This is a genomic window from Acidobacteriota bacterium (assembly GCA_009691245.1).
In the GTDB taxonomy this organism is placed as follows: domain Bacteria; phylum Acidobacteriota; class Terriglobia; order 2-12-FULL-54-10; family 2-12-FULL-54-10; genus SHUM01.
The window spans coordinates 11556-24427 of sequence record SHUM01000006.1 but is presented as its reverse complement, the minus strand read 5'-3'; the positions used below and the strand labels follow the sequence as shown (position 1 = coordinate 24427).

The following is a 12872-nucleotide window of genomic DNA, read 5'->3' as shown; positions in this document are numbered from 1 at the left end:
GTCCTCTACCCTGTCTCTTTCCCCATTATCTGGGCTCGACGGCCATTCCGCCGCGGAATTGAGGGCCAGCGCGGAGCTGGCCTGGGACAATCCAATACTTCCTTAACTAGCCAAAACGTATCGGGTGTGGCCAACTCCCAACTTGGCCCTATACCAGTTCTATATCTTGTCTATATCTTGGCAGCGGCCATTTTATAGGCCTCCGGCTGCTGCGCCTGATGTGGATGCTTCGTGTCCCTGTAGACCAACAGACGGTTGGTCATGCGGTCACGTAGCTTGTTCTTGGGCAGCATGCCAAAGACGGCCTCGCGCACGGCATCGGAAGGATTTTCATCCCAGCTCCGGCGCGCCGACTTCTCGCGCACTCCGCCGGGATAGCCGGTGTAGTGGCGATAGACCTTCTGCTCAAGCTTTTTGCCGGTCCAGCGAATCTTGGTGGCATTCAGCACGATGACATGATCGCCCGTGTCCAAATAAGGCGTGAAGGTCGGCCGATGCTTGCCACGCAATAGCGTGGCCACGCACGTAGCCACTCGCCCCAGCGCCTGCCCTTCGGCATCGACAAGATACCATTTGGGGATTACATCATTTTTTTTCGGAACGTAAGTAGACATAGTTGTAGTACCGGCATTCCCTAAAGTGTTGGCCGGAAACTACCAAAGTAGCCGAGCATCAACAATTTGTCAAGACTTTGCGCTGGAATTCAAGCTGGGATTCCCCAAAGATCGCTCTTCCGGGATGCCTACCGACTGGAATACCACTCGTGCCAATATACTAACACAATATCCGCCCATCACGATCATTCGGTAATTGACTGAACCCTCTGATAACTATATAACTAGCTTAGCGAGTTTACTTACAATCTCCTACTGGTCGCACAAGGGATTAGCTGGTGTTTCTGCGATACATTGCGGGCCGGGAAACTTCTCTCCCTGCTCGGCGTGAACGGAGCCGGGCAGTCAGAGTTATACTGAGCGCGGCGGCCGTGCTGCTGTCCCCGGCGCTATTCGCGCAGGAAGCGGTCGCGCCGGCCCAGCCGCAATTCTATGCCGTGATCATTGGCGTGTCCGAGTTTGAAAACCTGCCCAAGGAAGAGTGGCTGGACTACGCCGATGACGACGCTCAGGCGTTCTACGATTTCGTAACCAGCCCGCGCGGACGTGGCTTCCCCCCTGAGAACGTTTTCTTGATGACCAATGAAGAGGCCAAGCAGGCGGCGATGCGCAGCCGCCTGGGCAGCACTCTGGCCAAGAAGCTTAAGCCCGAGGACACCGTGTATATCTTCATCGCCTCGCACGGCATGGTGGAGAAGGATGCCGCGCGCGAAGGCTATCTGCTGGCGGCTGATTCGGATCGCGAAGACCTCTATACCAGCGCGTTGCCGATGCGCGAGCTGGGCAACATCATGCAGAACCGACTGAAGAACGCCAAGCGCATTTTCCTGTTCGCGGACGTCTGCCGCGCCGGAAAACTTGGGCAGGTGCAGGGCAATGTGAACCGCTACATCGAAGACGCCAGTTCGCGCGGCGAGACCATGGGGCTGCTGGCCAGCCGCCCCAATGAGTTTTCCAGAGAGAGCGATCAGTGGGGCGGCGGCCACGGCGTCTTCTCCTACTTCCTGCTGCGCGGCCTCAGCGGCGAAGCGGACGAGGACAAGGACAATACGGTGACCGCGGCGGAGATTGTCAGTTATCTGCAAACCAACGTCGAGAATGCCACGGAGCGCCAGCAGCACATCCGCGATTTCGGCAACTTCGAGCCGGAGACGCCCATGTCGTTCGTGGACAAGGCCGCACCGAAGGATTGGAAACTCGGCCCTGCCTCCCCCACCGCGCGTCGCGGTCGCGGATATCCGACACTGGGGATGTCAGCAGCGTTACAGGCTCCTGGCCAACAACCCCGAGCAGGCATTTCGCCGAGCGATGAACTGCGCAACAGCTTTGAGCAGTCAATCCGTGATGGCCGCCTGCTGGCGCCACCGGGCAACAATGCCATTGAGCTGCATCAGCGCTACACGGCGCTACCGGTAGACGAGGATGACCGCGCCGAAGCGGACGAGAAATTGGTAATTGCGCTGGCCTCGGCGGGAGACAAAGTTTTGTGGGCCTATCGGCGTGGCGATCAGGTGATCCGTCTGGATGCCGCCAAGTATGAAGAGGGCGCCAGGCTGTTTGGACGCGCGAGCGAAGTGGCCGTTGATGATATTTCGTTGCAAGCCAAAGCCAAATTCATGCAGGGCCGCGCGCAGGTGGAGAATCGTCAGTTCGTGGCGGGCATCAGCACACTGCGGGAAGCCATCGCGCTGGACCCCGAAGCCGCCTTCTCCTACAACGCGCTGGGCATCGCCTACATGCAGCAGCAGCGCTGGAACGATGCCATCGACAATTTCCGCGCGGCCTCCGCGCGAGCTGACAAATGGGTCTACCCGCATTACAATCTTGCCAATGTTTACGCCAGCCAGCTGCGCTATCGCGAAGCCGAAGAGGAGTTCCGCGTCGGTATCCAACTGGGGCAGGAACTGGGCATGCGGTATTCCTACCTGCATTACAATCTCGGCGTACTGTATCTGTTTCAGGGACGACTGCCGCAGGCGGAAGAACAGTTTCGCCGAGCCATTGAAATGAAGCCGGACGAAGCCATGGCCCACCACAACCTAGGCCTGATCTTCGAGCAGCGCAACAATCAGCGCGAGGCGGAGGCCAGCTTCCGGCGCGCGGCGGATTTGAACGCCCAGCTGATTGAGCCACGCATGAAGCTCGCGGAGATCTATCGCCGCCAACGCAATCCGCAGCTTCAGCAGTCCGTGCTTCGCGAGGCCGTGAATGCCGGCGCAACGGTTGCAGGGCCCTATGAGACACTCGGGCGCGTGTTGTTGGACGAGAAGAAGTTTGCAGACGCCGAGATGGTGTACATGCAGATGCTCGGCGCCGGCGTTGAGCCGGTGATTGCGTTGACTGGCCTCGGCGATGTTCACGCCGCGCAGGGTAATCGAGGGCAAGCCGTCGATGACTACCGCCAAGCTATCGCTCGCTCCACCGATCGCCGCGTTACCGGCGAACTGGAGAGGAAACTTCGCAATGTGGAGCGGAGTCAATGAAAAAATCCCCCCAGTTGATCGCCGTTCTGTTCCTGGTCTTTTTATTCGCCACCGTTCTCACCAACCTTCGCGCCCAAACTTCCCAGGCAACGCTGCAGGGTCAGGTGCTCAGCCAGACGTCATCGCGGCCCATTGAGCGGGCGCTGGTTATACTCCGCAATCCGGAGACCAACGTGCAGGCCTACCGCTACACCAACGCGCAGGGCATCTTTTATTTTTCCTCGCTACAGCCAGGCATGTACCGGGTTCGCGTGGACGCTCTTGGCTTTCAGCCGGAAGAGCGCTCCCCTGTGGAACTACCAGTGGCCTCGCGCATTGAATTGAATTTTTCTCTGCAGGGAACGAGGCCTGTTGCGACGGCTCCGCCATCTCCCACCGCACCTGCTCCCGCCGCGGCGGGAGCGAATCCGAGCAATATTCTTTCCGTCATGTATGGAGCTGATGCCGCCATCCCCAGTGCGGTATTGATTCAACTTCCCGTGTCGGTGGCAGAAACGCTCTCCGGAACACTCTCGCGGCTAGTCGATGAAAACAAGATACTGGAATTGCCGCTCTCCGGACGCGATGTCTACACGCTGCTGGTGCTGAACCCCGGCGTTACTTCCGACAATGCCACGGGACGCGGCTTGGGTCTCTCGGTGAACGGCCAGCCGGTCTCCAGCTCCAATTTTTTGCTCGATGGTGTGGACAATAATGATCTGCAGGTTACCGGCGCCGCCACGCGCGTCTCCGCCGACGCGGTGCAGGAATACCGCATGGCGACGCACAACTTCACGGCTGACTTTGGGCGGTCATCCGGGTTCATCGCCAACGCCATCACGCGCTCGGGCACCAATCAATTTCATGGCTCCCTGTTCGAGTTTTTCAATCAGGAACGGCTGAACGCCACTTCGTTCAGCAACAACTGGAAGAATCTTCCGGAGGAACCCTTCGAGCTTCATCAGTTCGGCGGCTCGCTGGGTGGCCCCCTCCAGCGCGACCGAATATTCTTCTTTGGCAACTTCGAACAATTCCGCTCCCACACGCAGAGTCAGCCGCAGCAGCTATTCCTCCCCAGTCCTCAAGCTGTGGCGCTGGCCCCTGCGGGCAGTAAAGCACGCCAACTATTCGGTCTGTTCCCGCCGCCGGGGGGAACTCCGCTGGCCACGAATCAGGCAGTCATCCAGAAGGACTACGTCCTCCCGTTTGTGCAGCGCAACAACTTCCTGCTGGGCCGCACCGACTACGCCTCTCCCAACGGAAGCGATCGCCTCAGCGGTCGCTATGCATTTTCCCAGAACACGCAGGATGATTTTGCGTTCAGCCCGTACCCTAATCTCAACGCGCCGCTGGTCATTCGCGGACAGAATCTGAGTTTGAATTACACGCGTGACCTGCTCGGCGGAACCAATGAGTTCAAGTTCGGCATGAACCGCAACAGCGTCCGCTTCATTCGCCCGCACTCGGAGATCCCCACTCTTAGCTCCAATGACGGCGTGCTGCTACCCGGCAGCGAAGCGGCATATGATTACGCCTTCCGCGATACCATCTTTCACGTGCTCGACAACTACAACCGCCTCGTTGGTCGGCATGCGCTTTCGCTCGGGCTTGAATGGCGTCCGTTCCTGCATGACTCGCTGCTCTCCCCGGCGCGCGATGGCGCCTATGGGTTCCCCAGCCTCCTGAACTTCCTGTTCGACCTGCCGGAAAGCGTCATCATTACTTTGAATCGCCAGACGGGCCGTCCCGCCGAGGACGCGGATTTCCGCCGCAACTATTTTCAGAATGAATGGGCGGCATTCGTGCATGACCATTGGAAACTTGGGGCCCGCATGACCGTGAATCTGGGCGTTCGCTGGGAGCTATTCGGCGCACCCAACCCGCGCAATGGCACACAGGATTTCAACTTTGTCTTCGGCTCCGGCGCCACCCCCGCCGAACGCATTGCCGGCGGCAGGATGCAGCAAGCGGAACTCTACCGGCCGGACCGTAACAACTTCGCGCCACGTGTCGGCTTCGCCGTGGATCTCACCGGCTCGGGCCGCAGCGTTTTGCGCGGCAGCTACGGCATTTTCTTCGACCGCATCTTCAACAATTTCTGGATGGATTCGCGCAGCAACAATCTTCAGTTGCGGTTTCTGGCCAATTTCCCAGGAGCTCCGCCGCGCTTTCAATACACGTTGCCGGTACGCAACGGTATCCCCACGGCCAGTTCTAGCGAACCGACGTCGGCGATTGCCATCGATCAAAATCTTCGCACGCCGTATGCCCAGAGCTGGTTCGTCGGGATCCAGCACGAGATCGCCGCCGATACTTTGATCGAAATCAATCACACTGGCGCGCTCGGAAGAAAGCTGGCGGCCTCCGACATTATCAATCGCAGCTATGCGCGACCGGTTACCGCAAGCAACTTCGAGGGACGCTTCAATCCCTCGCTGCCCGACATTAACTTTCGCAGCAATCAGAGCCATTCCGACAACGCAGCCATGCAGCTTGCCGTCAATCGCAGGTGGAGAACGGGATTGCAGTTTCAAGCGTCCTATAGCTACTCGCGCAGCCGGGACGTTCAGAGCGACCCATTCCGCCGCAAATCGTCCGAGCGGCGGGCGCGGCTGGCAGACCTTTCATTCTCCATCTTTCAGTCTTCGTCCTCCTTCGTCCGCCAGATGGATACCAACTCCGATTACGGATACTCCGATTTTGACCAGCGGCATAGTCTGGTGTTCAATTTCACGGCTCAGGCACCATTGCTGCGCGGTCTGCCCAGGGCCATGTCCGGATGGCAGGTCAGTGCGCTGGCTGGCTTCCGATCCGGATTCTCTTATTCGGCGGCCACGCGCCAGCCCGTGTTTCTGGATCCGCTCGATCCGGGATCTTATTACTACCTTGAGCCGGGTTCGGGCCAGTTGTTAGACAATCGACTCGACTTCGATGGAGGCAAATCCAGCGATGCGACTCTGAAAAATCCGACTCCCATTGCGGGAGGAGTTGTGTTTTTGGATCGCGCCAAGTTCAAGCGACCCGTCTCCAGCAAGGTCGGCAGTTCGGCGCGCAACGCATTTCGCGGCCCTGGATTCTGGAACGTGGATTTATCGCTCGCGCGCAGCTTTGCGCTTTCGCAACTCGGTGAGCAAGTAAATCTGCAGTTCCGCCTGGAGATGTTCAACGTATTCAATCACACCAATTTAAGCAATCCAGACCCGCGTTTTGAGTCCTCCCAATTCGGCGAAGCGCAGTATGGACGCCAAGGTGTTGGCTCATCCTTGCCCAGCGCTTCGCCGCTCAATGAGCAGCCGCGCCACGTTCAGCTAGCCATCAAAATTTATTTCTAGCCCGCTTGGCACGTCATTCTACTGACTAATTCGCCAGAATCGTGACAGCCCTCCGCGCGGGCAACCATCTCACGCTCCCACGCAAATCACGATCAACACACTTACATTCAATCTGGTAGGAGCAATCCGCCGCCGCCGTGCCTGTCTTCATAGTTTGGTCCTTCAAGTGCCTACTCCTCCGTGATGCAGTGTGGCGTAGTGTCCGAAGCCGGATACTCGTTCCAGCCAACGACATCGAGGTGTTTTACGAGCGAGCCAGGACCGGCCTGAACCAGGGCGTGGAGGAAAGTATGCAACTAACTTCGCAGCGCGGATTCACCATGGGAGAAGTGCTTCTAGTCACTTCTCTATTCACCTTTGTATCAACGGGCGTGATGACGTTGGTCCACAAGAAGAACGGCAGCCGCTCGACCAACGAGGAAATCTACCGTCAGATGGTGCTCGATGGTCGCGAAACCGTCGATCAAATTGCGGCGGAGGTACGCCTGGCCGGATCGCCCGCATTGCCAGTGGACGGTTCCGATGCCACGCTCGACTTCACCAACTCCAATCGTGTCGCGGCCCGCGCGTTCCTGCTGGCTACCGGCGAGCAGATCGTCTTTGAAGCCGACGTGGACAACAACGGCTCGGTCGAGCGCATCGAGTATCGCCTGCAGGGAGAGAACCTCCAGCGCAGCGCGGTTACCAAGAATGCCGATGGCTCCGTGCCGGCTTCCATCTATGAAACCATCGCCGAGCGCGTCGACAATGGCGGACTGCCCGTGTTCACCTTCGACGGCGACCTCACGGGCGAACTTCCTGTCGCACCCGACCCGCAGATGGTTCGCGTGATGCTCCTGCTGCGCTCGCCGGTTCGCGACCGCAAGGCGGGCCGCAATCGCACGGTGGGATTTGAGGCGGTAGCGCAGCGCGACGTCGTCACGCCCGGCCGCATCGAGGCCAGCACGCCGGAGGAGCCGGCAAGCGACCCGGCGAATGTCGCCGCCGAGGAGAGCAGCGCTCCCGCGAGTGAGCCGACCGCAAAAAACCACATCCCGAATGCCGCACCCGGCCTCGGAATCTTCTATCAAAATTTGCAGGATTCGCGGCCATGGCCAAACTACAAACTTTCAGAGTCACCGGTAATTTGGCCCGCCTATTCCGCACATCCCGCTGCTTCTGACGATTCCGACGGAACCGCAAGGTTGGAACCATTTCACGCCCGTTTGCTCATCGCCACAACCGCGGGCGCGACGGATACGGGAAGGTAAAAATCCAGACCGTCCGGGCGACTCTGCTTCGGACGGAAGTATCCTGCAAACATTTTTCGAGTCCGCAAAAGTTCCCTGCCCTGCCACCCACTGTCCGGCGAAAGTCTGACGGTGGCTGACGGGGCCGGGAATCCCTCCCAAGCCTGCGGCTTGGCGCCGTCGTGGAAACATGTTCTCGCGATGGCACGGGCCGCAGCCACCCTCGCCTGCCTTCTCAACCAAACAATTGAATCCGTCTCCAGCCAGCCAACTCTACTGCCGGTCGATGCAGAATGATGTATACTGCTGCCTAATCGGCCCATGAAGGACTGACCACGAAGCGCCGGAAAGGAACATATCATGGAGTCATCGCGCAAGGAGTCATCGCGCCGGGAATTTCTAAAGACAACGAGTACCGCGGTGGGAGCCGCTGCCGGTGCGTCGGCGTTGCCCAACCACGCTCATGGTCAGGAGCACGATCATCAGGACGTTCCCTCCGACCTGACCCTGCGCGTCAAGTCGCTCGAATCGCTGCTTGTGGAAAAGGGATTGGTGGACCGCGCCGCGCTCGACGTGCTGGTGGACACCTACGAAAACAAGATTGGCCCGCGCAACGGGGCGCGCATCGTGGCCAAAGCCTGGAGCGATCCAGCCTTCAAACAGCGCCTGCTGGCCGACGCCGACAAGGCCATCGCCGAGTTCGGATTCATCAGCGCCAACGCTCACATGGTGGCGCTGGAGAACACTCCCAAGGTACACAATATGGTTGTCTGCACGCTGTGCTCCTGCTATCCCTGGGCGGTGCTGGGGCTGCCGCCGGTGTGGTATAAGTCGGCCCCCTATCGCTCGCGCGCGGTGATCGATCCACGCGGCGTGCTGAAAGAGTTTGGTGCCGCGGTGGCGGAAGATTCCGAGGTCCGCGTCTGGGACAGCACGGCGGAACAGCGTTATCTCGTATTGCCGGAGCGCCCGGCGGGCACCGAGAACATGAGCGAGGAGCAACTCGCAGATCTGGTGACGCGCAACTCGATGATCGGCGTCAGCCAGGCGCTCCTGCCGAAGGGAGGCGCGCGATGAACGGCGTACATGACATGGGCGGCATGCACGGCATGGGCCCTATCCGTTACGAGGAAAATGAGCCGGTCTTTCATGCTCCGTGGGAAGGGCGCGTCTATGTGATGAACCGCGCTCTGGGCGCCTGGCGCAAATGGAACACCGACGCTTCGCGCCATGTGAAGGAGTTGATCCCACCCGCCGACTATCTGCGCATGAGCTACTACGAACGCTGGTACGCGGGGCTGATCGAATTGCTGGTAACGCGCGGCCTGATCACTCGGGCTGAAGCGGACAGCGGTAAGCCCGCGCCGGGTTTAGCCAAGGCGAATCCCCCGGTGACCGTAGACAATATTCCGGCATTGCTGAAGGGAGGCGCTCCCGCCACGATGCCGCAGGTCGCGCCGAAGTTTCGCCAAGGCCAGCGCGTGCGCGCGCGCAACATACATCCGACGGGGCACACGCGCCTGCCTCGTTACGCTCGCGGCAAACAGGGAACCATCGTGCGAGACAACGGCGTCTTCGCCTTCGCCGACACCATGGCCCACTTTCTCGGCGAGAAGCCGCATCACTGCTACTCGGTGCGTTTCCTCGCGCATGAGTTGTGGGGCGATCAGGCCAAGCCACAGGATTCGGTTTATCTCGATCTTTGGGACGATCATTTGGAACCGGCCTGACGCTTGGTGAAGGCCAGCAATTACACGATCGCCTAAGGGATGGAGTACCACACGATGACTACCAATGAATCCACTCCGTTGGCTGAGAAGATCGCGGCCTTGCCGCCGCTGCCGCGCGACGAAGGCGGGCCGGTGTTCGCCGAGCCTTGGCAGGCGCAGGCCTTCGCCATGGCTGTGAAGCTCTCCGAGCAGGGCCACTTCACCTGGAAAGAGTGGGCCGCGGCGCTCGCCGATGAGTTGAAAGCCGCCGCGGATGCCGGTCATCCCGATGACGGCTCGCGTTACTATGAATATTGGCTAGCTGCGCTTGAGCGGTTGGTGAAAGAGAAGTCGCTGACCACCGAGTCCGCGCTGCTCGAACGCAAGGAAGCCTGGGCCGACGCCTATCGCCACACGCCCCACGGCAAGCCGGTGGAGTTGCGCGCGGCTGCGAAGTAAGCGTTTGGCAAGTAAACTCCTGGATGGCCACCGGACGCAGAAAAGGCCGGGTATCCCTGAAAGGGATTTTTTCTGGTTACGAATGAATGATGCAAGTGCCCTGCTGACAATGTACACTCTGCATGGGTATGTGCTATTGTGAAGGACATCGCAGGAGGAACCAATGCAAGCAACAGCCGCACTTGAACAGGCACAATCGCGAACCGCGCAGGCCACCGCGTGGCTGCCCGGTCTGGCGGTGATGATCTTCGGCTTTCTTATGGTCATCGGCGTGGGCTTCTCGCAGATATCCGCCGCGCACAATGCCACGCATGACAGCCGCCACGCTGCGGGCTTCCCCTGCCATTAGGCGATGGTCTAACGCCGTGGCCCAGTTCCGTAAAATCATGTGGGTGGCGCTGATCTCCGGATCAATTTCCGGCCTCGTGTTGTTCGCCCTGCAGCATCTGACGATACATCCCATCATCCAGTCCGCCGAAATTTACGAAGCACGTGCGGAACAATCACACGCCCCCGAGGAACCGGCTCCGACTGATTCGCCGAGGAACGCTTCCTGGGAGCCAGCCGAGGGATGGCAACGCATTTCGTTGACCGCGCTGTCGACCGTGCTCACCGGCATTGGTTTTGCAGCCCTGCTGTTTGGACTGGCCACGCTGTGGAGCGCGCCCATGAGCACGATGCGCGGCCTGCGCTGGGGTTTGGCGGGCCTCGCCTGCTTCGTCCTTGCGCCATCGCTGGGACTGCCGCCTGAGCCTCCCGGCATGATGGCCGCTGACCTTCAGTCGCGCCAGCTTTGGTGGCTGGCCACCGCGGCCGCCACCGCAGGCGGTCTGCTGCTGCTCGGGGAGTGCAAGCAGGGTTGGCTAGTGCGTATTGCGGGGCTTATAGTGCTGGTGTTGCCGCACGTAATTGGCGCGCCTCACGACATCCAGAACCAGATCGTCCCGGACGATCTGATCCGCCAATTCCAGATCGCCTCGATCACCACCAATGCGGTCTTCTGGCTGCTGCTCGGTACGCTCGGCGGTTATCTCTCTGCCCGCTGGATAAAGACACACCCCGCATCCTGATAGAATTGTTTAGACCGAAACGGCCCCAGCCCTTTACTGAATGCTCTGCCGGAGGATCGCCTCATGACTCAACTCACCTCGCCGCCCATCGCGCCATTTGATCCGCAGCGCACTTATCCGCGCCGCTTCGTTCCTCAAGACGCGAACCTGGGTGAGTGGGCGCAGGTCGAGCCGTTGTTTCTCGCCTTGCGAGACCGCAGCCCGCAGACGCCAGTTGAGTTGGAGCAGTGGCTCGCCGACTACTTCGAGTTGTGGGCCGCCATCAACGAGGAGGGTGCGCGCCGCCACATCAACATGACTTTGCAGACCGATGACGCCGAGCGCGAGGCCGCCTTCAAGCACTTCATCGAGGAGATTGAGCCGAAGATCAAGCCCATTGATCAGGAGCTCGAGAAGGCTTACCTCGCCAACCCGCGGCGGCTGGAGCTGCCGCGCGAGCGCTATGCCCTGATGGACCGCATGGTGGAGAACCACATCAAGCTATTCCGCGAAGAGAACATCCCGCTGGAGACGCAGGACCAGTTGCTCGGCGCGGAATATCAGAAGATCGTCGGCGCGATGACTGTCGAGATGGAAGGCAAGGAGCTCACGCTGCCGCAGGCCGGCAAGTACATGGACGGCACGGATCGCGCGCTGCGCCAGCAGGCTTGGGAGAAAATTTCGGCGCGCTATCTGCAGGACCGCGAGGCCCTCGACGGCCTCTACGATCAGATGATCCCGCTGCGCCACCGCGTCGCGACCAACGCGGGCTTTGACAACTACCGAGACTATGCCTTCGAGGCCAAGCAGCGCTTTGATTACACTCCCGAGCATTGCTTCGAGTTTCACTCCGGCGTCGAGCGGGCCATTCTGCCGCTGGTCCGACGCATACACGAGAAACGCCGCGCGCAGATGGGACTTGGTAAAAAGGGCGACGCGCTGCGCCCATGGGATACCAAAGTAGATCCGCAAGGCCGTGCGCCGCTGCGGCCCTTCGCGGACGCCGCGCACCTGGTCTCGGGAGTGGCCGATATCTTCACGCGCGTCGATCCGGAGTTGAGCGCGCAGTTCCGCTTCATGGCCGAGGACAATCTGCTCGACCTCGAAAGTCGCAAAGGCAAAGCGCCGGGCGGCTACCAGAGCACGCTTGAAGAGCGTCGTGTGCCGTTTATCTTCATGAACGCCGCCGGGCGCGACGACGATGTGCGCACGCTGCTGCACGAAGGCGGGCACGCCTTCCACGCCATCGCCGCGCGCGACCTCCCCGTGCTGCACTACCGGCACGCGCCGATGGAGTTCTGCGAAGTGGCGTCCATGTCCATGGAACTGTTGGCGCTACCCCACCTCGATGCGTTCTACAAAACCCCCGACGAATTGCAGCGCGCGCGCACCAGCCGCCTGGAAGAGACGGTCTCGCTGCTGCCCTGGATCGCCATCATCGACGCCTTCCAGCACTGGGCCTACACCAACCCCACGCACTCGCGCGACGAGCGCCGCGAAGCGTGGATCGAGACCTACGACCGCTTCTCCACCATCGTCGATTGGGGCGGCTACGCCGAGCAGCGGTCTTACCGCTGGCATCAACAACTGCACCTGTTCGAGGTGCCGTTTTATTACATCGAGTACGGCATCGCGCAGCTTGGCGCACTGCAGGTGTGGCAGCGCAGCCGCAAGGATTATCCCGATGCCGTGCGGCGCTATCGCCAGGCATTGTCGCTGGGAGGATCGCGCCGCCTGCCCGAGTTGTTCGACGCCGCAGGCATCCGCTTCCGCTTCGATTACGAAACGCTGGCCCCGCTCGCCGACGCAGTGGCGGTGGAGTTGGGAATCTAGCAATTCGGCGCTAAAGCGCCGAATTTGGTTTGCATTTTGTCTAGCCCCGCGCTTCAGCGCTGGGTTTGCGATCGCCAGAAAATTACAGCCCCGTTTGCGGGGCTTGCGCCGCGAGCATCTTTGGACGCACAAACGGTTCGCAGCGAAGCCCCCTGAAGGGGGCTATTTTTTTTATGGGGATTGTT

10 protein-coding genes are annotated in these 12872 nt (G+C 60.2%); 9 read left to right on the top strand and 1 reads right to left on the bottom strand.

Annotated features, from left to right (window positions below; translation table 11 throughout):
* Nucleotides 1-170: 170 nt before the first annotated feature.
* The gene (locus EXQ56_02640) at nt 171-614 is read right to left on the bottom strand and encodes a 50S ribosomal protein L13 (protein MSO19352.1); all 444 of its coding nucleotides are present in this window, start codon (nt 612-614) and stop codon (nt 171-173) included.
* A gap of 371 nt (nt 615-985) precedes the next feature.
* On the opposite strand from EXQ56_02640, the gene EXQ56_02635 reads away from it, so the two are divergent.
* The 9 genes from EXQ56_02635 (at nt 986) to EXQ56_02595 (ending at nt 12687) form a co-directional block, all read left to right on the top strand.
* Entirely contained in the window at nt 986-3097 is a 2112-nt protein-coding gene (locus EXQ56_02635; protein ID MSO19351.1) for a tetratricopeptide repeat protein, read from the top strand.
* Entirely contained in the window at nt 3094-6408 is a 3315-nt protein-coding gene (locus EXQ56_02630; GenBank protein MSO19350.1) for a TonB-dependent receptor, read from the top strand. The genes EXQ56_02635 and EXQ56_02630 overlap by 4 nt, the downstream gene beginning before the upstream one ends.
* Nucleotides 6409-6698: 290 nt before the next feature.
* Complete coding sequence (locus EXQ56_02625; GenBank protein MSO19349.1) at nt 6699-7658, top strand: hypothetical protein; 960 nt, start codon at nt 6699-6701, stop codon at nt 7656-7658.
* A gap of 339 nt (nt 7659-7997) precedes the next feature.
* The gene (gene nthA / locus EXQ56_02620) at nt 7998-8714 is read left to right on the top strand and encodes a nitrile hydratase subunit alpha (GenBank protein MSO19348.1); all 717 of its coding nucleotides are present in this window, start codon (nt 7998-8000) and stop codon (nt 8712-8714) included.
* Nucleotides 8711-9367 (top strand): nitrile hydratase subunit beta, encoded by a 657-nt coding sequence (nthB, locus tag EXQ56_02615; GenBank protein ID MSO19347.1) that lies wholly within the window; start codon nt 8711-8713, stop codon nt 9365-9367. Before nthA ends, nthB begins: the two co-directional genes overlap by 4 nt.
* Nucleotides 9368-9421: 54 nt before the next feature.
* Nucleotides 9422-9805 carry a nitrile hydratase accessory protein gene (locus EXQ56_02610; protein MSO19346.1) on the top strand — a complete coding sequence of 128 codons (384 nt, stop codon included), beginning with the start codon at nt 9422-9424 and terminating at the stop codon, nt 9803-9805.
* A gap of 163 nt (nt 9806-9968) precedes the next feature.
* Entirely contained in the window at nt 9969-10154 is a 186-nt protein-coding gene (locus EXQ56_02605; protein MSO19345.1) for a CbtB-domain containing protein, read from the top strand.
* A complete protein-coding gene (locus EXQ56_02600) occupies nt 10108-10875 on the top strand; it encodes a cobalt transporter (protein MSO19344.1) in 768 nt (255 codons plus the stop codon). Before EXQ56_02605 ends, EXQ56_02600 begins: the two co-directional genes overlap by 47 nt.
* A 63-nt stretch (nt 10876-10938) precedes the next feature.
* The gene (locus EXQ56_02595) at nt 10939-12687 is read left to right on the top strand and encodes a M3 family oligoendopeptidase (protein MSO19343.1); all 1749 of its coding nucleotides are present in this window, start codon (nt 10939-10941) and stop codon (nt 12685-12687) included.
* Nucleotides 12688-12872: the final 185 nt, after the last annotated feature.

Excerpts from the sequence above, each read along its gene's own strand:
- EXQ56_02595 (MSO19343.1), top strand. The coding sequence starts at position 10,939 with ATGACTCAACTCACCTCGCCGCCCATCGCGCCATTTGATCCGCAGCGC.
- nthB (MSO19347.1), top strand. The coding sequence starts at position 8,711 with ATGAACGGCGTACATGACATGGGCGGCATGCACGGCATGGGCCCTATC.
- nthA (MSO19348.1), top strand. The coding sequence starts at position 7,998 with ATGGAGTCATCGCGCAAGGAGTCATCGCGCCGGGAATTTCTAAAGACA.
- EXQ56_02610 (MSO19346.1), top strand. The coding sequence starts at position 9,422 with ATGACTACCAATGAATCCACTCCGTTGGCTGAGAAGATCGCGGCCTTG.
- EXQ56_02605 (MSO19345.1), top strand. The coding sequence starts at position 9,969 with ATGCAAGCAACAGCCGCACTTGAACAGGCACAATCGCGAACCGCGCAG.
- EXQ56_02630 (MSO19350.1), top strand. The coding sequence starts at position 3,094 with ATGAAAAAATCCCCCCAGTTGATCGCCGTTCTGTTCCTGGTCTTTTTA.
- EXQ56_02600 (MSO19344.1), top strand. The coding sequence starts at position 10,108 with ATGCCACGCATGACAGCCGCCACGCTGCGGGCTTCCCCTGCCATTAGG.
- EXQ56_02625 (MSO19349.1), top strand. The coding sequence starts at position 6,699 with ATGCAACTAACTTCGCAGCGCGGATTCACCATGGGAGAAGTGCTTCTA.
- EXQ56_02640 (MSO19352.1), bottom strand. The coding sequence starts at position 614 with ATGTCTACTTACGTTCCGAAAAAAAATGATGTAATCCCCAAATGGTAT.